General features: G+C 73.5%; 18 protein-coding genes and 1 pseudogene. 7 read left to right on the top strand and 12 right to left on the bottom strand.

Going from position 1 to position 18,948, the window contains the following annotated elements; translation table 11 throughout:
* Positions 1 to 58: 58 nt before the first annotated feature.
* Positions 59 to 1,255 (bottom strand): serine-threonine protein kinase, encoded by a 1,197-nt coding sequence (locus IF73_RS0123165; RefSeq protein WP_199806708.1) that lies wholly within the window; start codon positions 1,253 to 1,255, stop codon positions 59 to 61.
* 140 nt (positions 1,256 to 1,395) lie between these two features.
* Positions 1,396 to 2,670: an exo-beta-N-acetylmuramidase NamZ domain-containing protein gene (locus IF73_RS0123170; protein WP_234338321.1), complete on the bottom strand. Its 1,275-nt coding sequence runs from the start codon at positions 2,668 to 2,670 to the stop codon at positions 1,396 to 1,398.
* Between the two features lie 155 nt (positions 2,671 to 2,825).
* Between IF73_RS0123170 and IF73_RS0123175 the strand changes: the two genes are divergently transcribed.
* Both IF73_RS0123175 and IF73_RS0123180 read left to right on the top strand, forming a co-directional pair.
* Positions 2,826 to 3,602, top strand: coding sequence for an SDR family oxidoreductase (locus tag IF73_RS0123175; protein ID WP_031011203.1), 777 nt, complete (start codon positions 2,826 to 2,828; stop codon positions 3,600 to 3,602).
* Between the two features lie 84 nt (positions 3,603 to 3,686).
* The gene (locus IF73_RS0123180; RefSeq protein WP_031011205.1) at positions 3,687 to 4,280 is read left to right on the top strand and encodes a TetR/AcrR family transcriptional regulator; all 594 of its coding nucleotides are present in this window, start codon (positions 3,687 to 3,689) and stop codon (positions 4,278 to 4,280) included.
* A gap of 6 nt (positions 4,281 to 4,286) precedes the next feature.
* Here the strand turns inward: IF73_RS0123180 and IF73_RS0123185 are convergent, their stop codons facing one another.
* The 3 genes from IF73_RS0123185 to IF73_RS0123195 all read right to left on the bottom strand — a co-directional run bounded on the left by IF73_RS0123185 (position 4,287) and on the right by IF73_RS0123195 (position 7,693).
* The gene (locus IF73_RS0123185) at positions 4,287 to 5,501 is read right to left on the bottom strand and encodes an acyl-CoA dehydrogenase family protein (protein WP_031011206.1); all 1,215 of its coding nucleotides are present in this window, start codon (positions 5,499 to 5,501) and stop codon (positions 4,287 to 4,289) included.
* A gap of 6 nt (positions 5,502 to 5,507) precedes the next feature.
* Entirely contained in the window at positions 5,508 to 6,533 is a 1,026-nt protein-coding gene (locus tag IF73_RS0123190; protein WP_031011207.1) for a phosphotransferase family protein, read from the bottom strand.
* Positions 6,534 to 6,781: 248 nt separating this feature from the next.
* Positions 6,782 to 7,693 (bottom strand): MBL fold metallo-hydrolase, encoded by a 912-nt coding sequence (locus IF73_RS0123195; RefSeq protein WP_031011208.1) that lies wholly within the window; start codon positions 7,691 to 7,693, stop codon positions 6,782 to 6,784.
* A gap of 143 nt (positions 7,694 to 7,836) precedes the next feature.
* Between IF73_RS0123195 and IF73_RS0123200 the strand changes: the two genes are divergently transcribed.
* Positions 7,837 to 8,766 (top strand): NADP-dependent oxidoreductase, encoded by a 930-nt coding sequence (locus IF73_RS0123200; protein WP_031011210.1) that lies wholly within the window; start codon positions 7,837 to 7,839, stop codon positions 8,764 to 8,766.
* A 161-nt stretch (positions 8,767 to 8,927) separates the two neighbouring features.
* On the opposite strand, the gene IF73_RS0123205 is transcribed toward IF73_RS0123200, so the two are convergent.
* From IF73_RS0123205 to IF73_RS0123225, 5 genes and pseudogenes are all read right to left on the bottom strand, one after another.
* A complete protein-coding gene (locus IF73_RS0123205; protein ID WP_031011212.1) occupies positions 8,928 to 9,257 on the bottom strand; it encodes a DUF202 domain-containing protein in 330 nt (109 codons plus the stop codon).
* Entirely contained in the window at positions 9,257 to 9,649 is a 393-nt protein-coding gene (locus tag IF73_RS0123210) for a YidH family protein (RefSeq protein WP_031011214.1), read from the bottom strand. The genes IF73_RS0123205 and IF73_RS0123210 overlap by 1 nt, the downstream gene beginning before the upstream one ends.
* A gap of 21 nt (positions 9,650 to 9,670) precedes the next feature.
* The gene (locus tag IF73_RS0123215; RefSeq protein ID WP_031011216.1) at positions 9,671 to 10,198 is read right to left on the bottom strand and encodes an NUDIX hydrolase; all 528 of its coding nucleotides are present in this window, start codon (positions 10,196 to 10,198) and stop codon (positions 9,671 to 9,673) included.
* Positions 10,199 to 10,229: 31 nt separating this feature from the next.
* A pseudogene (locus tag IF73_RS42755) lies at positions 10,230 to 10,733 on the bottom strand (SDR family oxidoreductase).
* 29 nt (positions 10,734 to 10,762) lie between these two features.
* Positions 10,763 to 11,401 carry a TetR/AcrR family transcriptional regulator gene (locus tag IF73_RS0123225; protein WP_037880168.1) on the bottom strand — a complete coding sequence of 213 codons (639 nt, stop codon included), beginning with the start codon at positions 11,399 to 11,401 and terminating at the stop codon, positions 10,763 to 10,765.
* 86 nt (positions 11,402 to 11,487) lie between these two features.
* On the opposite strand from IF73_RS0123225, the gene IF73_RS0123230 reads away from it, so the two are divergent.
* Positions 11,488 to 13,143 carry an FAD-binding dehydrogenase gene (locus tag IF73_RS0123230; RefSeq protein ID WP_031011222.1) on the top strand — a complete coding sequence of 552 codons (1,656 nt, stop codon included), beginning with the start codon at positions 11,488 to 11,490 and terminating at the stop codon, positions 13,141 to 13,143.
* A 273-nt stretch (positions 13,144 to 13,416) separates the two neighbouring features.
* A complete protein-coding gene (locus IF73_RS0123235; RefSeq protein WP_037880171.1) occupies positions 13,417 to 14,301 on the top strand; it encodes a TIGR03619 family F420-dependent LLM class oxidoreductase in 885 nt (294 codons plus the stop codon).
* A gap of 61 nt (positions 14,302 to 14,362) precedes the next feature.
* Here IF73_RS0123235 and IF73_RS0123240 read toward each other — a convergent pair whose 3' ends face one another.
* Both IF73_RS0123240 and IF73_RS0123245 read right to left on the bottom strand, forming a co-directional pair.
* Positions 14,363 to 15,760, bottom strand: a complete 1,398-nt coding sequence (locus IF73_RS0123240) for a GntP family permease (protein WP_031011226.1) — start codon at positions 15,758 to 15,760, stop codon at positions 14,363 to 14,365.
* A gap of 23 nt (positions 15,761 to 15,783) precedes the next feature.
* Positions 15,784 to 16,311 (bottom strand): gluconokinase, encoded by a 528-nt coding sequence (locus IF73_RS0123245; protein WP_031011228.1) that lies wholly within the window; start codon positions 16,309 to 16,311, stop codon positions 15,784 to 15,786.
* Between the two features lie 169 nt (positions 16,312 to 16,480).
* Here IF73_RS0123245 and IF73_RS0123250 point away from each other — a divergent pair, with 169 nt between their 5' ends.
* Both IF73_RS0123250 and IF73_RS0123255 read left to right on the top strand, forming a co-directional pair.
* Positions 16,481 to 17,182 carry a FadR/GntR family transcriptional regulator gene (locus tag IF73_RS0123250; RefSeq protein WP_031011230.1) on the top strand — a complete coding sequence of 234 codons (702 nt, stop codon included), beginning with the start codon at positions 16,481 to 16,483 and terminating at the stop codon, positions 17,180 to 17,182.
* A gap of 180 nt (positions 17,183 to 17,362) precedes the next feature.
* Positions 17,363 to 18,820 carry an amino acid permease gene (locus IF73_RS0123255; RefSeq protein WP_031011233.1) on the top strand — a complete coding sequence of 486 codons (1,458 nt, stop codon included), beginning with the start codon at positions 17,363 to 17,365 and terminating at the stop codon, positions 18,818 to 18,820.
* Positions 18,821 to 18,948: the final 128 nt, after the last annotated feature.

The raw sequence follows: 18,948 nt of genomic DNA on the forward strand, positions 1-18,948 counted from the left end.
GTTCCGCCGGGCGGCGGAACGAGCGCCTTCTGGCGAGAAGACGCCACCGGGGAACGCGCTACCGGCGGCCGATCCGGGCCGCCGAGACCACCACCCCGGCCAGCTCCGGCCGCCGGATGTCGCTGTGCGAGCGGACCGCCTCCGCCGCGTCCACGCTCACGCACCCCGAGGCCGGAACCCCGTCCCGCAACACCGTGGCCAGCACCCGCCGCGCCGCCCCCGGCACGCCCTGGACGCCGTCCCACCCGATCGCCCCCCACCGCGGATCGCGCGCCACCAGCCGCCCCAGCGGCTCCGCGAGCGACGCCGAGTCCCGGGCCGCCCGGGAGGCCAGCGGATACAGCAGCCCGAGCGCGGTGTCGTGCCGCGAGTGACAGGCCACCACCGGCCCCCGCACCCGCAGCTGCAGGTCCCTCAGCGCCCCCGCCCGGCCCGGGTCGTGCGGCAGCCGGGCCGCGAACGCGTAGTGCGAGAAGGCGCCCTGGAGCAGCGTCATCGAACGGACCGGCCGCAGCGCCCCCGGCAGCCCGCGCAGCGCGTACGCCACCAGCCGGGCGCCCATGCTGTGCCCCACCAGGTGCACCCGCAGCCCCGGCGCCGCCCGTGCCACCTCGGCGAGCAGCGGCCCGAGCCCCCGCTCCCCGACCTGCCCCGCCCGCTTCTTCATCACGTAGTACGCGGCCTGGCGCAGCGCCTCGCGGCCGCCGTTCCACAGCCGGCCCAGCCCTGCCCCGAGCAGCGCCTCCGGCACCTCCGCCGCCAGCGCGCCGGTGAACACGGCGCAGGTCTCCACCGGATCCGCGAGCAGGAAGTCCGGCACCGTGCGGTCCGGGGCGACCCCCTCCCCGGCCACGTCCGCGAGCTCCCGCAGCAGCGCCCCGAACTCCGCGAACGCCGCCTCCTCGGCCGGGGCCAGCGCCACCAGCTCGGTGAGCCGGACGATCGTCCGCTCCTTCTCCGGCAGCGTCGTCACCAGCGCCCGGAAGTCCGGCACCGGCTCGTCCGTGAACATCATCGAGGGCCACACCACGCCCGCGTACCCCGCCTCCACGCCCGGAGCCAGCAGGCCCGGGAACGGCGCGAAGAAGTCCGAGTACAACCGGGTGGCCCCGGACGGCGAGTTGTTCCAGCCGTGCGCGAACACCACCAGATCCGTCACCCCCCGCCGCGCCAGCGCGACCAGTTCGGCCGCCTGCCCGGCCGGACCGTCCCCGTCCCTGTCGAAGACGATCTCCCGGTACGGATCCACACTCATCCCGCTCACGGCCCGCCCGTCCCTCCCCGTCGAGGAAGCGCCCTGGGGCCCGCGTCCCGCAACCCCTGGGCAGCATGCCCGGATCCGGCCATGGTCAGACCTCGGCGGCGCGTTTCCGGCCCGCGCGGGGGCGACCCGGGTCACCGGTACAGCAGATGCTCCCGCCGCACCGCCCGGAAGGCGGCCAGGTCGTCGGTCCAGGCGGCCACGGTCTCGTCGGTGTCCGCGCCCGCGTCGATCAGGGTGCGGACCCGGCTGGAGCCGGTGAGCTTGTCGATCCAGTGGTCGGGACGCCAGGCGAAGCCGGGCCAGGAGGCGCGGGCGGTGACCAGCAGGGCGATGCCGGTGCGGACCGGGTCGAAGGTCTCGCGGTCGTGGACGTGGAGCTGGACGCCGCCGACCGTCCGGCCCTGGAACTTGGAGAAGGTCGGCGCGAAGTACGCCTCGCGGAAGCGGACTCCGGGCAGCTCCAGGGCGTTCGCCGCCTCCGCCCAGCGGCGGTCCACGCCCTCCGCGCCGAGGAGTTCGAAGGGGCGGGTGGTGCCCCGGCCCTCGGAGAGGTTGGTGCCCTCGAAGAGGCAGGTGCCGGAGTAGACGAGCGCGGTCTCCGGGGTCGGCATGTTCGGGCTCGGCGGCACCCACGGCAGCCCGGTGGCGTCGAAGAAGTCCGCACGCCGCCAGCCCGTCATCCGCACCGTCTCCAGCTCCACCGGGCGGGCCAGGAACTCGGCGTTGAACAGCAGCGCCAGCTCCGCCACCGTCATCCCGTGCGCCTGCGCGATCGGCTCGCGCCCGACGAAGGTCGCGAAGGCCCGGTCCAGGACCGGGCCGAGGGCCGCCCGGCCGCTCACCGGGTTCGGCCGGTCCAGCACCACGAACCGCTTCCCGGCGAGCTCCGCCGCCACCATGCAGTCGTAGAGCGTCCAGATGTACGTGTAGAAGCGGGCGCCCGCGTCCTGGATGTCGAAGACGATCGTGTCGACGCCGGACGCGGTGAAGACGTCCGCCAGCGGCCGTCCGCTCTTCAGGTACGTGTCGTAGACCGGCAGTCCGGTCGCCGGGTCGTCGTACCGGCCCTCCGAACCGCCCGCCTGGGCGGTGCCCCGGAAGCCGTGCTCGGGGCCGAACACGGCCACCAGGTCCACCCGTTCGTCGGCGTGCATCACGTCCACCAGGTGCCGGGCGTCCGGCGCGATCCCGGTCGGGTTGGTGACGACGCCGACCCGTTCGCCGGCCAGCAGGGCGTACCCGTCCGCCGCCAGCCGCTCGAAACCGGTCCGTACGCGCGCGTGCCCCCGCCCGGGGGCCGCGGCGGCGGGGGAGGCCGTCACGGCCAGCGCCCCTCCGGCGGTCAGCGCCCCTCCGGCCGCCAGCAGATCCCGACGCGACAGCTTCTTCCGCCTCATGCGTGACATGGCCACGCAGGCTAGCGCTCCTGACGGCCCGGGGGAACGAGGCGTGCGGAAGCCGCGCGTCGCGCTCGCCGGGTCTTCCACCGCTCCATACCGACCGGTTAGTCTGCCGGAGTCATCCGAACCGTGACCGAGCCGAACACCACCTGGAGGGGCCCATGAACGCGGCCACGCACGAGCTCCGTGACGCAGCCGTCGTCGTCACCGGGGCGGGCGGCGGCATCGGCGCCGCCCTCGCCCGGCGCTTCGCCGCCGAGGGCGCCCGCGTCGTCGTCAACGACCTCGACGCCGACCGCGCCAAGGCCGTCGCCGCCGAACTCGGCGCCGTCGCCGTCCCCGGCGACGCCTCCGCGATCGTCGACGAGGCCCGCGAGGCCCTCGGCGGCACCGTCGACATCTGGTGCGCCAACGCCGGGCTCGCCTCCGCCGGCGACGCCTTCGCCGACGAGGCCGTCTGGGCCGCCGCCTGGGACGTCAACGTCATGGCCCACGTCCGCGCGGCCCGCGCCCTGCTCCCCGACTGGCTGGAGCGCGGCACCGGCCGCTTCGTCTCCACCGTCTCGGCCGCCGGACTGCTCACCATGATCGGCGCGGCCCCGTACTCCGTCTCCAAGCACGGCGCCTACGCCTTCGCCGAATGGCTCTCGCTCACCTACCGCCACCGCGGCCTCAAGGTGCACGCGATCTGCCCCCAGGGCGTCCGCACCGACATGCTCGCCGCCACCGGCTCGGCCGGCGACCTCGTCCTGGTCCCCACCGCCGTCGAGCCCGAGACCGTCGCCGACGCCCTCCTCGACGCCATCGCCGAGGACCGCTTCCTCGTCCTGCCGCACCCGGAGGTCGCCGACTACTACCGCAACCGCGCGGACGACCCCGAGCGCTGGATCGGCGGCATGAACAAGCTCCAGCGGCACTGGGAGGCGGGCGCGCGGTAGCGCACCCGGCGGCGGATGGGAAGATCTACCGACGACAGACCCCGGACGCCAGGGACGGGGCAGCGAGCTGGAAGGCGGCGGAGCATGGCCAGGACGACGGACGGGGACGGTTCTCCCGTCCCCCAGAGGCTCCTCGCCGCCGCCACCCGGCTCTTCGCCGAGCGGGGCTACGACCGCACCTCGGTGCAGGAGATCGTCGAGGCGGCGGGCGTCACCAAGGGCGCGCTCTACCACTACTTCGGCTCTAAGGAGGACCTCCTCCAGGAGGTGTACGCGCGCGTGCTCCGCCTCCAGCAGGAGCGCCTGGACGACTTCGCGGACTCCGACGCGCCCGTCGAGGAGCGGCTGCGCGCCGCCGCCGCCGACGTCGTCGTCACCACCATCGAGAACCTCGACGACGCCTCGATCTTCTTCCGCTCCATGCACCACCTGAGCCCGGAGAAGAACAAGCAGGTCCGCGCCGAGCGCCGCCGCTACCACGAGCGCTTCCGCGCCCTGATCGAGGAAGGCCAGCGGGCGGGCGTCTTCTCCTCCGCCACGCCCGCCGACCTCGTCGTGGACTACCACTTCGGCTCCGTGCACCACCTGTCCACGTGGTATCGCCCGGCCGGCCCGCTGGCCCCGCAGCAGGTCGCCGACCACCTGGCCGACCTCCTGCTGCGGGCCCTGCGCCCGTAACGGCCGCTAGAGGTAGCGCTTCAGCTCGCGGCGGGCCAGCGACCGCTGGTGCACCTCGTCGGGACCGTCCGCGAGCCGCAGGGTCCGCGCCGCCGCCCACAGCTCGGCGAGCGGGAAGTCCTGCGAGACGCCGCCGGCGCCGTGCGCCTGCACCGCCTTGTCGATGATGTCCACCACCGCGCGCGGGGTGGCGATCTTGATCGCCTGGATCTCGGTGTGGGCGCCCTTGTTGCCGACGGTGTCCATCAGCCAGGCCGTCTTCAGGACGAGCAGCCGCAGCTGCTCGATCGTCACGCGCGCGTCCGCGATCCAGTTCTGCACCACGCCCTGCTGGGCGAGGGGCTTGCCGAAGGCGGTACGCGAGACGGCCCGCCGGCACATCAGCTCCACGGCCCGCTCGGCCATGCCGATCAGCCGCATGCAGTGGTGGATCCGGCCGGGACCGAGCCGGGCCTGGGCGATGGCGAAGCCGCCGCCCTCCTCGCCGATCAGGTTCGCGGCCGGGACCCGCACGTTCTCGAAGACCACCTCGGCGTGGCCGCCGTGGTAGTGGTCCTCGTAGCCGTACACCCGCATCGCCCGGCGCACCTCGACGCCCGGGGTGTCGCGCGGCACGAGGATCATCGACTGCTGCCGGCGGAGGTCGGACCCGTCGGGGTCGGTCTTGCCCATCACGATGAAGACCTTGCAGTCGGGGTTCATCGCCCCGGAGATGTACCACTTGCGCCCGTCGACCACATACGCGTCCCCGTCCCGCCGGATCCGTGTCTCGATGTTGGTCGCGTCGGAGGAGGCCACCTCGGGCTCGGTCATCGCGAACGCGGACCGGATCTCGCCCGCGAGCAGCGGCTCCAGCCACTGCTTCTTCTGGGCCTCGTCGGCGAACTGGGCGAGCAGCTCCATGTTGCCGGTGTCCGGGGCCGCGCAGTTGAGGGCGGTCGGCGCGAGCTGCGGGCTGCGGCCGGTGATCTCGGCGAGCGGGGCGTACTGGAGGTTGGTCAGCCCCGCCCCGTACTCCTCGTCCGGGAGGAAGAGGTTCCACAGGCCCTGCCGCCTGGCCTCGGCCTTCAGCTCCGCCACCACCGGCGGCTCGTCCCACGGCGAGGCGAGCCCGGCCCGCTGCTCCTCGGCGACGGCCTCGGCGGGGTACACGTGCTCGTCCATGAAGGCGAGCAGCCGGGCCCGCAGCTCCTCGGTGCGGGCGTCGTAGGAGAAGTCCATGGCGGTTCAGCCCTCCTGAAGGGTGGTCAGGCCGTGCTCGATGAAGACGGGGACGAGGTCGCCGATGCGGTCGAAGCCGGCGCCGACGGTCTGCCCGAGGGTGTAGCGGTAGTGGATCCCCTCCAGGATCACGGCGAGCTTGAACCAGGCGAAGGCCGTGTACCAGGAGAGGGCGGAGACGTCCCGGCCGGAGCGGGCGGCGTACCGCTCGACCAGCTCGGCGGCCGTGGGGTGGCCGGCGGCGCTCGCGGTGGTCGAGATCGGGGAGCCGGGCAGGTCCAGCGGGGTGCTGTACATGACGAGCAGGCCCAGGTCGGTCAGCGGGTCGCCCAGCGTGGACATCTCCCAGTCGAGGACGGCGGTGATCCGGTCGTCCGCGCCGACGAGGGCGTTGTCGAGCCGGTAGTCGCCGTGCACCACGGTCGGCGCGGGGGAGGAGGGCAGCGCGCGGCCCAGGGCGGCGTGCAGCTCCTCGATGCCGGGCAGGTCGCGGCCCCGGGAGGCGGCGAGCTGCTTGCCCCAGCGGCGCAGCTGCCGGTCGAGGAAGCCCTCCGGCCGGCCGAAGTCGCCGAGCCCGACGGCCTCCGGCTCCACCGCGTGCAGGTCGACCAGGGTGTCGACCAGGCCGAGGACGGCGGCGCGGGTGCGCTCCGGGCCCAGCGGCGCCAGTTGGGAGGCGGAGCGGTACGGGGTCCCCTCGACGAACTCCATGACGTAGAAGGGCGCGCCGAGCACCTCCTCGTCCTCGCAGAGCAGCACCGTGCGGGGCACCGGCACCGAGGTGGCGCCGAGGGCGCTGATCACCCGGTGCTCGCGCCGCATGTCGTGCGCGGTGGCCAGCACGTGCCCGAGCGGCGGGCGGCGCACCACCCAGCGGCCGGTGCCGTCGGTGACGGCGTACGTGAGGTTGGAGCGGCCGCCCTCGATCAGCCGGGCTTCGAGGGGCCCGGCGACCAGTCCCGGCCGCTCGCGGTCCAGGTGGTGGCGCAGGCGCTCGGGGTCGAGGCCGGGTGGCGGGGCGGTGTGGCTCATCGGGCGTACCTCCGGTCGGTCGGTCGGCGTTCATGATGACCGACCAGTCGGTATGTCGTCCAGAGGGCTCCCCGAAAGACCGGAGGGCCCCGAAGGACCGGAGGGGTCCCGGAAGAGCGCAGGGCCCCGAAGGACCGGAGGGGTCCCGGAAGACCAGAGGGCCCGAAAGACCGGAGGGGACCCGGGTGCCGCCCCGGATCCCCCCGTCGTTCACACCCGCCCTGCGCATCCCGCGCACCAGCGCCCCGTCAGGCGTGGCACGCCACCGGGACCCCGCCGTTCATCGCCGCCATGTCGCCGAAGACCGCCACCGGGTCGAGCGGGTGCCCCTCCGGCAGCCCGTCCAGCTCCGCGTACGCCCGGTGCAGGTTCGCCACGAGCCGCTCGCTCTCCCGCCACGCGGCGAACTCGCCGGGCTCGGCCCGGCGGGCGGTCTCCAGCGGCGGGTCCCCCTTCGCGTGCCCCTCGGCCGCCAGCTCCGCCACCCACCGCAGATAGCGCTCGGTGGCGTCGTATGCGGCCGGGTCCGTCACCGGCCCGTGCCCCGGCACCACCCGCTCCGCGTCCAGCGACCGCAGCACGTCCAGCGCGCGCAGCGAGCCGGCCAGCGAGCCCATCGGCAGGAACGGCGTCCCGCCCTGGAAGACCAGGTCACCGGTGAAGACCACGCCCTGCTCCGGCAGGTGCACGATCGAGTCGCCGGTGGTGTGCGCCGGGCCCGGGTGCACCACCCGCACCTCGATCCCGCCGGCGTACACCGTCAGCCGGTCCCGGTACGTCACGTCGGGCGGCGTGATCTCGACCCGGCCGAAGTCGGTCTGCGGCCACAGCAGGTGCAGCTGGTGCCCGGCGCCCAGCTGCTCGGACCGGCAGTTCTCGTGCCCGATGATCCGGGCCTCGGGGCGGAAGACCCCGTTGCCGTAGGTGTGGTCCCCGTGGTGGTGGGTGTTCACGACGGTGCGCGGCAGCGGCAGCCCCGCGGCGAGCACCGCGTCGCGCAGCAGCAGGGCGCGCCGCTCGGTGGCGGTGGTGTCGACGAGCAGCGACTCGCCCGCGTCGCCGAGGAAGCCGGCGTTGTTCAGGCACCAGCCGCCGTCGGGCTGGACATAGGCGTGGACGTGCGGCGCGAGCGTGACCACGTACGGGTCGGTGGCAGGCACAGGGCTCCCCCGGGGAGGTGAAGATCGACGAAACAGGGGAAGCCTGCCACCGGCGGGCCCGCCCGGGGGCCGGATCCGCCGGATCGGACGCGTCTGCCCCGCCCGGCTTGCGGGACGCCCCGACCCCGTCGAGGGTCGGTTCCATGAAGGCGATCAGCTACCGCCGGTACGGCGGCCCCGAGGTCCTGGAGTACGGCGACCTGCCCGACCCGAAGGTCGGCCCCGACGAGGTCCTGGTCGAGGTGCGCGCGGCGGCGGTCAACCCGGTCGACTGGAAGGCCCAGGCCGGCTACCTCGACGGCATGATCGACGCGGTCTTCCCCGTCGTGCCGGGCTGGGACGTCTCCGGCGTCGTCGTCCGGCCCGGCGTCTCCGTCACCGAGTGGGCGGCGGGCGACGAGGTCATGGGGTACGTCCGGGAGGACGTCCTCGGGCACGGCACCTTCGCCGAGTACGTCGCCGCCCCCATCCGCACCCTCGGCCGCAAGCCCCGCCGCTACTCGTTCGAGGAGGCCGCCGGGCTGCCGCTCGCCGGACTCACCGCCTACCAGGCACTGCGCACCGCGCTCGCGGTGCGGCCGGGGGAGACCGTGCTGGTGCTCGCCGCGGCCGGCGGGGTCGGATCGATGGCCGTGCAGATCGCCCGCCACCTCGGCTGCCGCGTCCTCGGCGCCGCCCGCGCCTCCGGCCGGGACCGGGTCGCCGAACTCGGCGCGGAGCCGGTCCTCTTCGACGAAGAGACCTTCGCCCGCCAGGTCCGGGAGCTCGCCCCGGACGGCGTGGACGCCGTCCTCGACACCCTCGGCGGCCCCTTCCTCCAGCACGCGGCGAAGCTGCGTGCCCCCGGCGGCCGGCTCGCCTCCATCGCCGACGGCGAGGTCCTGGCCCTCGGCGGCCTCTACTACTGGGTCCGCCCGGACGCCGCCGACCTGAACGCGCTCGCCGACCTCGCCGACGAGGGCGTCCTGGACGTGCGGGTGGCGAAGACCTTCCCGCTGGAACGGGCGGCCGACGCCCAGCGCGCCAACGCCGAGGGCGGCCTCCAGGGGAAGGTGGTGGTCACGGTCCCTTAGCGGGACCGCGGCCTGACTGGATGTCGGATCCAATCTCCCAGCGTCCGGATCCAATCTCCCGGATCCCACACCCTGGATCCCACATCCAACATCTAACATCCTGGATCTGAGCTCCCGGATCCTGGATCCAGGCTCCCGGACCCAAGCTCCCGGATCCCGGATCACCAGATCAGCGCCGCCCCGCACACCGCCAGCGCCACCGTGCACCCCGCGGCCAGCAGCGCTCCGCGGGCCGACAGGACCCGCGGCCGGGCGGTGTCCAGGGAGTGGATCCGCCGGTGGGCGGCGGCCAGGAACCCGATCCACAGCAGCGCGGCGAGCGCCAGCCCGGTGACCCCCGCCACCGTGGCGTCGTCCACCAGGGCCGCCCTGACGCCGAGCACCGCCACGACCGTCCACGACAGCGTCGTCCGCCGCCAGGCGAGCCGGGTGCGCTCCGGCTGGAGCCCGGGGTCGCGGGCGGTCTCGTCCCCGGGCGCGGGACCGGCCACTATCCGGCCCGGCCGACGACCACGAGCACCACCATGGCGACCGCCACCACGGCCACGGTGAGGCTCAGCACGGCAGGGAAGCGGGAGACGGGCAGGTCCTCGCCGCGGCGCATGGCCCGCTCGCAGCGGATCCAGTGGTTCACCGCGCGCAGGGCGCACAGCACGCCGGCGGCGAGCAGCGCCAGCGCGAGCCCGACCCGCACCCCCCAGCGCAGGTCCGGCAGGAACTGGTCGACGGCGAACCCGCCGCCGATGAGCGCGAGCGCCGTCCGGATCCAGGCGAGGAAGGTCCGCTCGTTGGCGAGGGAGAAGCGGTAGTCGGGGGTCTCGCCCTCGTCCCGGATCCGCCGCGGCGCGAACCACAGCCGCAGGCTCTGTACGAATCGACTCACCCCGGCACCCTAACGGCCCCGCTACCGGTCCCCGTCCGCCGTCAGGCGTTCGTACGCGGCGAGCCCGTCCGGCACCCACTCCCAGGCCCCGGCCGCGCCCGGCAGCCGCTCCCGCAGCTCCTCTTCGGTCAGGAAGGCGTGCCAGGCGACCTCCTCCGGCTGCGGCCGCACCGGCAGGTCGCAGCGGACCTCGTACACGGAGGACCACCACTTCCCGGCGACGCCGCCGGAGTCGTACAGGAACGCGAAGCGGAAGGCGGGCCGGGGGAGGCCGGAGACGCCCAGCTCCTCCTCGGCCTCGCGCAGGGCCGCGTCGTCGTAGGACTCGCCGGCGCCGACGACCCCGCCGACGAACAGGTCGTACATCGACGGGAAGACCAGCTTCGTCGGGGTCCTGCGGTGGACGAAGACCCGTCCCTCGGCGTCCCGCACCCTGATGAAGACGCAGCGGTGGATCAGGCCCCGCGCGTACACCTCGCCGCGCGGGGCCTGTCCGATCACCCGGTCCTGCTCGTCGACGACGTCCAGTACCTCATCGGAAGCGCTCATGCGCCCATCCAAGCACCCGCCCCGCCGGCGTTCACCGCCCCATGACGCACTCGACCGTCGGGCCGATGGTCCAGCCGCCGTCCACGGCGAGCTCGGCGCCCGTCACGTACGAGGCCGCGTCCGAGAGCAGGAAGACCACCGCGCCGGCGATCTCGTCGGCCTCGCCGACCCGCCCCATCGGCGTGTTCGGGTACCCGCCCTCGCCCCGCTGGATGCCGACCGAGGCGGTCGGTCATGGGGGTGTACGTCATGCCCGGGTGGACCGAGTCGACCCGGATCCGTGCGGTGCCGAGCTCCACCGCACGGATCTTCGTCAGACCCCGCACGCCCCACTGGGAGGCGCCGTAGCCGGCGGTCGGCGCAAGGCCCCTCAGGCGCGCTCGCCGAGGCTCGCGGCGGTCGCCGCGCCGTCCTCGTCGAGGACGTCGGTGACGACCACGTTCGCGCCGGCGGCGACGGCCCGGCGGGCCGCCTCGGCTCCCAGGCCGCGGGCGCCGCCGGTGACGAGGACGGTCTTGCCGGTGAGGTCGGCCACGGAGGGTGCCTTCGGGGTGGTGCTTCGCATCAGACGTTCCGGGGCCGTGCGGCCCGGAGCAGCGCGGTGGTGGTCTCGACGAGGTCGGCGAGGAAGAGCGCCTCGCTCGTCAGCGGCTCCGTCCCGTCGAGGTACTGCCGGGCCCGGTCGGCGAGCGCCGCGCCGACCACCGTGAGGGCCAGGTCGAGGCGCTCCAGGAGCAGCGGCTCGGGCAGTCCCTCGTCGGCCAGCCGGGCGGCGATCCGCTCGATGAGCGCCCAGTAGGCGGTGCCGGCGAGGGTGGGGTGCGGGGTGCGGGCGCGGACGCCGCTCTCGTGGCTGAGCTGTGCGGAGACGCGCAGGCAGCGGCATCCCCGCTCGGTGCGCAGCTCGCTGGCCTCGGCCGTGACCAGGGCCGTGACCAGCCCGTGGACGTCGGCCTCGGCGTCGTACGCGAGGGCGACGAGCACCTGCTCGGTGCGGGCCAGCCGGCCGGCCATGACCGCGTCGAGGAGCCCGGCGCGGGAGCCGAAGTGGTACTGCACGGCGGAGGGGTTGGCCTGCCCGGCCAGCTTGGTGATGTCCCGCAGCTGGGCGCCGTCGACGCCCTGGGCGGCGAAGAGCTCCTCGGCCGCCCGGATCAGCTTCGCCCGGGTCTCGGGTCCTGACGTCCTTGCCACGGGACCCATGCTAATGCTCGGCATTAGAAAGTGGGAGGGCATCCTTCCGGTCCCAGAGGTTGACTCGATACATCCGTGTATCCAAGATGCGGTCCATGTCCTACGACGCCGATGTGATCGTGATCGGGGCCGGCCTCGCCGGTCTCGTCGCCACCGCCGAACTGGTCGACGCCGGCCGGTCCGTGATCCTCCTGGACCAGGAGCCCGAACAGTCCCTGGGCGGCCAGGCCCACTGGTCCTTCGGCGGGCTCTTCCTCGTCGACTCGCCCGAACAGCGCCGGCTCCGCATCAAGGACAGCCACGCGCTCGCCCTCCAGGACTGGATGGGCACCGCCGGCTTCGACCGCCCCGAGGACGACTGGGCCCGCCGCTGGGCGGAGGCGTACGTGGACTTCGCGGCCGGCGAGAAGCGCTCCTGGCTGCACGCGCGCGGGGTCCGCTTCTTCCCCGTGGTCGGCTGGGCCGAGCGCGGCGGCTACGACGCCAACGGGCACGGCAACTCCGTCCCCCGCTTCCACATCACCTGGGGTACGGGCCCCGGTCTCGTCGCCCCCTTCGAGCGCAGGGTCCGCGAGGGCGTCGCCCAGGGGCGCGTCACCTTCCGCTTCCGCCACCGCGTCACCGCCCTCGGCCGCACCGACGGCACCGTCGACACCGTCTCCGGCGAGATCCTGGAGCCCTCGGACGCCGAGCGCGGCACCGCCAGCAGCCGGACCGTGACGGGTTCCTTCGAGCTGCGCGCCCAGGCGGTGATCGTCACCACCGGCGGCATCGGCGGCAACCACGACCTGGTCCGCGCCCAGTGGCCCGCCCGCCTGGGCACCCCGCCCGACAAGCTGCTCTCCGGCGTCCCCGCCCACGTCGACGGCCTGATGCTCGGCATCGCGGAGAAGGCCGGCGCCCGGCACGTCAACCGCGACCGGATGTGGCACTACACCGAGGGCATCGAGAACTGGAACCCGATCTGGGCCAGGCACGGCATCCGCATCCTGCCCGGCCCCTCCTCGCTCTGGCTCGACGCCACCGGCAAGCGGCTCCCCGTGCCGCTCTTCCCCGGCTTCGACACCCTCGGCACCCTCGAACACATCATGCGGACCGGCCACGACCACACCTGGTTCGTCCTCGACAAGCGCATCATCGGCAAGGAGTTCGCCCTCTCCGGCTCCGAACAGAACCCCGACCTCACCGGCAAGTCCGTCCGCGACGTCCTCGGCCGCGCCCGCGCCGACGTGCCCGGCCCCGTCCAGGCGTTCATGGACCGGGGCGCCGACTTCGTCGTCGAGGACGACCTCACGGCCCTCGTCCGCGGCATGAACCGGATCACCGGCCAGGACCTCATCGACGAGACCGCCCTGCGAAAGGAGCTCACCGCCCGCGACCGCGAGATCGCCAACCCCTTCACCAAGGACCTCCAGATCACCGCGATCCGCGGCGCCCGCAGCTACCTCGGCGACCGCCTGATCAGGACCGCCGCCCCGCACCGCATCCTCGACCCCAAGGCCGGCCCGCTGATCGCCGTCCGCCTCAACATCCTCACCCGCAAGTCCCTCGGCGGCCTCCAGACCGACCTCTCCTCCCGGGTCCTCACCGAGACCGGCGAACCCCTCCCCGGCCTGTACGCGGCGGGCGAGGCCGCCGGCTTCGGCGGCGGCGGCGTCCACGGCTACCGCTCCCTCGAAGGCACCTTCCTCGGCGGATGCGTCTTCTCCGGCCGAGCGGCGGGCCGCGCGGCGGCCGCGGCGACGGCGTAGCCGTACGGCACCGGGGCACACCCCCGCCACGCGCGCGTACACCCCCGCCCCCGCCACACGGCGCACCCGCCACGCGCGCGTACGGCACCGGGCCACACCCCGCCACGCGCGCGTACACCCCCGCCACACGGCGCACCCGCCACGCGCGCGTACGGCCCCGCCACCCGGCGCACGCGCGCCTCCGGCCTCCGCCCGCCACGCACGCGTGCGTGGCGGGGGTCACACCCCGAACCCTTCGTGTCGCGGGCCGCCGAGCCGCCCAGGATGAGGCCCATGGAGATAGGCATCGCACTGCCCCAGTACGGCACCCACGCCCGCGCCGACCGCATCGCGGACTTCGCGCGGGACGCCGAGGAGGCCGGCTTCGACTCGTTCTGGGTCGGCGACCGCGTCCTGACCCCGGTGGACCCCGGCGACCTCTATCCGGGCCACACGCCGGAGAACCCGTACCCCCACCAGTACAAGACCTTCCTCGACCCGCTGACGGTGCTCACCGTCGCCGCCGGCGCGACCACCCGCGCCCGGCTCGGCACGAGCACCCTCAACGGCCCCTGGTACCCGCCGGCGCTGCTCGCCCGCTCCCTCACCTCCCTCGACCAGGTCAGCGGCGGACGCCTCGACGTCGGCCTGGGGCTGGGCTGGCTGCGTGACGAGTACACCGCCGTCGGCGCCGACTTCGGCCGGCGCGGTGCCCTCCTCGACGAACTGCTCGACGTCCTCCACGCCGTCTGGACCCGGGAGGAGTTCGGCCACCAGGGGCCCCGCTGGACGATCCCCGCCGCGTACGTCGGCCTCCGCCCGGTCCAGCCGGCCGGACCGCCCGTCCTCCTCGGCGGCTTCAGCCCGGCCGCCCTGCGCCGGGTCGGCCGCCGGGCCGCCGGCTGGGCCGGCGCCGTCCTGCCGCCCGGCGCGGCCGAGGGCCTGTGGGACGTGGCGCGGCGCGCCGCCGACGAGGCCGGCCGCGACCCCGAGGCGCTGCGCCGGCGGATCCGCTGCAACCCGGCCCCCGGCGCCACGGCGGACGGGATCGCGGCGGTCCTGGAAGGGGTGCGCGACACCGGCGCCGACGGCTGCTTCGTCGACCTCCAGCAGTCGGTCGACTCGCCGGACGAGGCCCTGGAGCTCGGCGCGAAGGTCCTGCGCCTGCTGCGCGGCTGAGCACGCCGAAGGGCCCCGGACCTCCACGCGGAGATCCGGGGCCCTCGGCTCACCGCCGGCGCTACAACACCAGCGACAGCAGCAGCACGAACACCAGGCCCACCACCGAGATGATGGTCTCCATCACCGACCAGGTCTTGATCGTCTGGCCGACGTTCAGGCCGAAGTACTCCTTCACCAGCCAGAAACCGGCGTCGTTGACGTGGCTGAAGAAGAGCGAACCGGCACCGATCGCCAGCACCAGGAGCGCCGTCTCACCGGTGGACATGCCCGCGGCGAGCGGGGCCACCAGGCCGGCCGCCGAGATCGTCGCGACCGTGGCGGAGCCCGTCGCGAGCCGGATCGCGACCGCGATCAGCCAGGCGAGGAGCAGGGCCGGGATCGACCAGTCCCTGGAGAAGTCCAGGATCATCTGGCCGACGCCGATGTCGATCAGCGTCTGCTTGAAGCCGCCGCCGGCGCCGACGATCAGCAGCACGCCCGCGATCGGGGCGAGGGACCTGTCGACCGTCGAGGACAGCCGCTCCTTGGTGAAGCCGGCCGCCCGGCCCAGCGTGAACATGCCGACTATGACGGCGGCGAGGAGGGCGATCAGCGGCGAGCCGATGACGTCGGTGACCTTCTGCACGGAGTTCTCGGGGTCGTCGACCACGATGTCGACGAGCGCCTTCACCAGCATCAGGACCACCGGCAGCATCACCGTGGCGACCGTGACGCCGAAGCCCGGGCGCTTCTCCAGGTCCTCGGAGGGGCGGGTCGGGATCATGTGCTCGGGCGGCGGGACGTCCACCCAGCGGGCCGCGTACTTCGAGAAGACCGGACCCGCGATGATCACGGTCGGGATCGCGACGACCAGGCCGAGGGCGAGGGTGACGCCCAGATTCGCGCCGACCGCGTCGATCGCGACGAGCGGTCCGGGGTGCGGCGGGATGAGCCCGTGCATCACCGACAGGCCGGCCAGCGCCGGGATGCCGATCCGCATCAGGGAGTAGTTGCCGCGCTTGGCGACCATCAGCACCACCGGGATCAGCAGCACGATGCCGACCTCGAAGAAGAGCGGCAGGCCGATCACCGAGGCGATCAGGACCATCGCCCACGGCATGGACCGCCTGCTCGCCTTCGCGAGGATCGTGTCGACGATCTGGTCGGCGCCGCCCGAGTCGGCGAGCAGCTTGCCGAGGATGGCGCCGAGCGCGATGAGCACGCCCACGCCGGCCACGGTGTTGCCGAGCCCGGTGCTGAACGACTTGACGGTGTCCGCGAGCGGCGCACCGGCGAACACGCCGAGCGCGAGCGACCCGATGGTCAGCGCGAGGAACGCGTGCAGCTTGAACTTGGTGATGAGCAGGACGATGACGGCGATGCCGGCGAGAACGGCGATGCCCAGCTGGGCGTTGCCGGCCGAGGTGATCGGTTCGACGGCGTCCGCTGCCAGGGTCTCGACGCTGAGACTGGTCACGGGGGGTCCTCAGGGGGTCAGGGTCAGGGGGCGAGCCGGCGCAGCGCGGCGACGGCGCGGGCGGTGATCTCCGCGGGGGTGCCGGAGACGTCGACGGCGACGCCGGCCTCGTCGTCCTGCAGCGGCTGCAGGGCGGCGAACTGGGAGTCGAGGAGCGCCGTCGGCATGAAGTGGCCCGTGCGCGCGGCCATCCGGCCCCCGATCAGCTCCCGGTCGCCGGTCAGATGGAGGAAGACGACCCCGGGGGCGGCCGCACGCAGCCGGTCCCGGTAGATCCGCTTCAGCGCGGAGCTGCTCACCACACCGCCTCGCCCGGCCCGGTCGTGGGCCCAGGCGCCGATGGCGTCGAGCCAGGGCTCCCGGTCGGCGTCGTCGAGCGGGACGCCGGCCGACATCTTGGCCACGTTCGCCGCCGGGTGGAAGTCGTCGCCCTCCGCGTAGGGGAGGTCCAGCGCCTCGGCGACCAGCGGGCCGATCGTGGTCTTGCCGGTCCCGGCGACGCCCATGACGACGACGACCGGCCGCGTCCCGGGCTGGGGGGTGGTGCTCATGGTGGTGCCTCGCTGTCTTCTTCGACATCGGTGCCGTCTTCCGCGACATCGATCCGTCGCGCTGTCATGAAACCCATTGAGTACGACGTATTCAAGAGCCTGTGACATAAAAGTCGTACTTTTCATTCCCGAGGTGATCACCGGACGGCGCCCGCATAGGCTGAGCACCATGACGACATCGGCCCAGGGGCTCCACTCGCACGTGCTCGCCACCCTGGGCCTGGCCATCACCGCGGGGGAGTACCCGCCCGGCACGGTGCTGCGCACCGACGAACTCGCCCAGGGCTTCGACGTCTCCCGCACCGTCGTCCGCGAGGTCGTCCGCGTCCTGGAGTCGATGCACCTGGTGGAGTCCCGCCGCCGGGTCGGCGTCACGGTGCTGCCCACCGAGAGCTGGAACGTGTACGACCCCCAGGTCATCCGCTGGCGGCTGGCCGGCGCCGACCGCCCCCGCCAGCTCCGCTCCCTCACCGTGCTGCGCTCCGCCGTCGAGCCCGTCGCGGCCGGCCTCGCCGCCCTCAACGCCACCCCGGCGCAGTGCCGCCGGCTCACCGAGGAGGCCCTCGGCATGGTCGCCACCTCGCGCGGCCGGCAGCTGGAGGCGTACCTCGTCCACGACATCGCCTTCCACCGGGTGGTCCTCGACGCCTCCGGGAACGAGATGTTCGCCCGCCTCGGCGACGTCGTCGCCGAGGTCCTCGCCGGCCGCACCCACCACCACGTGATGTTCGAGGACCCCGACCCGGCCGCCGTCACCCTCCACGTCCAGGTCGCCGAGGCCGTACGCGAGCGGGACGCGGCCCGCGCGGAGGCGCTGACCCGGGAGATCGCCGTCGGCGCGCTCAGGGAACTGGACGTCCTGGCTCCGTAGCGTCTGGTTAACCCGCCCGTAACCTCTGAACTAGCTCAAATCCGGGCGTTCAGTGACAGCGGTCACAGTCAGCGAGCGGGTGTAGCCGTGAGGATGTGCGCTGGCCATGCCAGGGAGACCCCCACGAGGGCACGGCCGGGTACCGCACAGACCCTCCCCCTCACGAAGGCGAACAACTCCATGACTGACCGCGTCACCGCGGCCGAGCCGCTGTCCGCCGCACCGGCGAACACGGCCGCCCCCGCCCATGTCGACGCCGGCGACGCCGGATACCGCAAGGACCTCAAGTCCCGGCACATCAACATGATCGCCATCGGTGGCGCCATCGGCACGGGGCTCTTCCTCGGCGCCGGCGGCCGGATGGCCAGCGCCGGCCCCTCGCTCTTCATCGCGTACGCGGTCTGCGGCGTCTTCGCCTTCTTCGTGGTCCGCGCCCTCGGCGAGCTGGTGCTCTACCGCCCGTCCTCCGGCGCCTTCGTCTCCTACGCCCGCGAGTTCATGGGCGAGAAGGGCGCCTACACGGCCGGCTGGCTCTACTTCCTCAACTGGTCGACCACCGCCGTCGCCGACATCACCGCCGCGGCCACCTACGCCCACTTCTGGTCGATGTTCAGCGACATCCCGCAGTGGGTTCTCGCCCTGATCGCCCTCGCGGTCGTCCTCGCCGCCAACCTCATCTCGGTGAAGTACTTCGGCGAGATGGAGTTCTGGTTCGCGATCGTCAAGGTCGCCGCGCTCGTCGCCTTCATGCTCGTCGGCATCTTCCTCGTCGTGACCTCGCACGACGTCGGCGGCTCCACCCCGGGCCTGGCCAACATCACCGACAACGGCGGCATCTTCCCCAACGGCATGATGCCGATGCTCCTGCTCATCCAGGGCGTCGTCTTCGCCTACGCCTCCGTCGAGCTCTGCGGCGTCGCCGCCGGCGAGACCGAGAACCCCGAGAAGATCATGCCGAAGGCGATCAACTCGATCATGTGGCGCGTCGGCCTCTTCTACGTCGGCTCCGTCGTCCTGCTCGCGCTGATCCTCCCGTACACCGCCTACTCGGGCGACCAGAGCCCCTTCGTCACCGTCTTCGACAAGCTGGGCATTCCCGGCGCCGCCGGCGTGATGAACCTCGTCGTCCTCACCGCCGCCCTCTCCAGCCTCAACTCCGGCCTGTACTCGACCGGCCGCATCCTGCGCTCCATGTCGCTGGCCGGCTCCGCGCCGAAGTTCACCGGCGTCATGAACAAGGGCGGCGTGCCCTACGGCGGCATCCTGCTCACCGCGGGCTTCGGCGTCGTCGGCGTGCTCCTCAACGCCAAGATGCCCGAGGACGCCTTCGAGCTGGTCCTCAACTTCGCCTCCATCGGCATCATCGGCACCTGGGCCATGATCATGGTCTGCTCGCTGCTCTTCGTCCGCCGCGCCGAGCAGGGCAAGCTCAGCCGCCCCGCCTACCGGCTGCCCTGGGCCCCGTACACCCAGATCGTGACCCTGGTCTTCCTCGGCTCCGTCCTCGTCCTCATGTGGATGGACGGCGGCATCGGCCGCACCACCGTGAACTGCCTGCCGCTGATCGGCGCGGCCCTCGTCGGCGGCTGGTTCCTGGTCCGCCGCCGGGTCCGCGAGACCTCCGGCAAGCAGGACTGACACCCCTCGACTCCCCCCACGGGAGCGGTGGACCCCCGCAGGCACGGCCTGCGGGGGTCTCGCCTTTTATCAGGAGATAGTGGTACGCAGGAGGCTTACAAGATCCTCTCGGCCGAAGGGAAGTCAGC

The organism is Streptomyces sp. NRRL F-5727 (genome assembly GCF_000719555.1).
In the GTDB taxonomy this organism is placed as follows: domain Bacteria; phylum Actinomycetota; class Actinomycetes; order Streptomycetales; family Streptomycetaceae; genus Streptomyces.

Excerpts from the sequence above, each read along its gene's own strand:
- IF73_RS0123170 (WP_234338321.1), bottom strand. The coding sequence starts at position 2,670 with ATGTCACGCATGAGGCGGAAGAAGCTGTCGCGTCGGGATCTGCTGGCG.
- IF73_RS0123175 (WP_031011203.1), top strand. The coding sequence starts at position 2,826 with ATGAACGCGGCCACGCACGAGCTCCGTGACGCAGCCGTCGTCGTCACC.
- IF73_RS0123255 (WP_031011233.1), top strand. The coding sequence starts at position 17,363 with ATGACTGACCGCGTCACCGCGGCCGAGCCGCTGTCCGCCGCACCGGCG.
- IF73_RS0123250 (WP_031011230.1), top strand. The coding sequence starts at position 16,481 with ATGACGACATCGGCCCAGGGGCTCCACTCGCACGTGCTCGCCACCCTG.
- IF73_RS0123230 (WP_031011222.1), top strand. The coding sequence starts at position 11,488 with ATGTCCTACGACGCCGATGTGATCGTGATCGGGGCCGGCCTCGCCGGT.
- IF73_RS0123185 (WP_031011206.1), bottom strand. The coding sequence starts at position 5,501 with ATGGACTTCTCCTACGACGCCCGCACCGAGGAGCTGCGGGCCCGGCTG.
- IF73_RS0123200 (WP_031011210.1), top strand. The coding sequence starts at position 7,837 with ATGAAGGCGATCAGCTACCGCCGGTACGGCGGCCCCGAGGTCCTGGAG.
- IF73_RS0123190 (WP_031011207.1), bottom strand. The coding sequence starts at position 6,533 with ATGAGCCACACCGCCCCGCCACCCGGCCTCGACCCCGAGCGCCTGCGC.
- IF73_RS0123165 (WP_199806708.1), bottom strand. The coding sequence starts at position 1,255 with ATGAGTGTGGATCCGTACCGGGAGATCGTCTTCGACAGGGACGGGGAC.
- IF73_RS0123235 (WP_037880171.1), top strand. The coding sequence starts at position 13,417 with ATGGAGATAGGCATCGCACTGCCCCAGTACGGCACCCACGCCCGCGCC.
- IF73_RS0123245 (WP_031011228.1), bottom strand. The coding sequence starts at position 16,311 with ATGAGCACCACCCCCCAGCCCGGGACGCGGCCGGTCGTCGTCGTCATG.
- IF73_RS0123180 (WP_031011205.1), top strand. The coding sequence starts at position 3,687 with ATGGCCAGGACGACGGACGGGGACGGTTCTCCCGTCCCCCAGAGGCTC.
- IF73_RS0123225 (WP_037880168.1), bottom strand. The coding sequence starts at position 11,401 with ATGGGTCCCGTGGCAAGGACGTCAGGACCCGAGACCCGGGCGAAGCTG.
- IF73_RS0123215 (WP_031011216.1), bottom strand. The coding sequence starts at position 10,198 with ATGAGCGCTTCCGATGAGGTACTGGACGTCGTCGACGAGCAGGACCGG.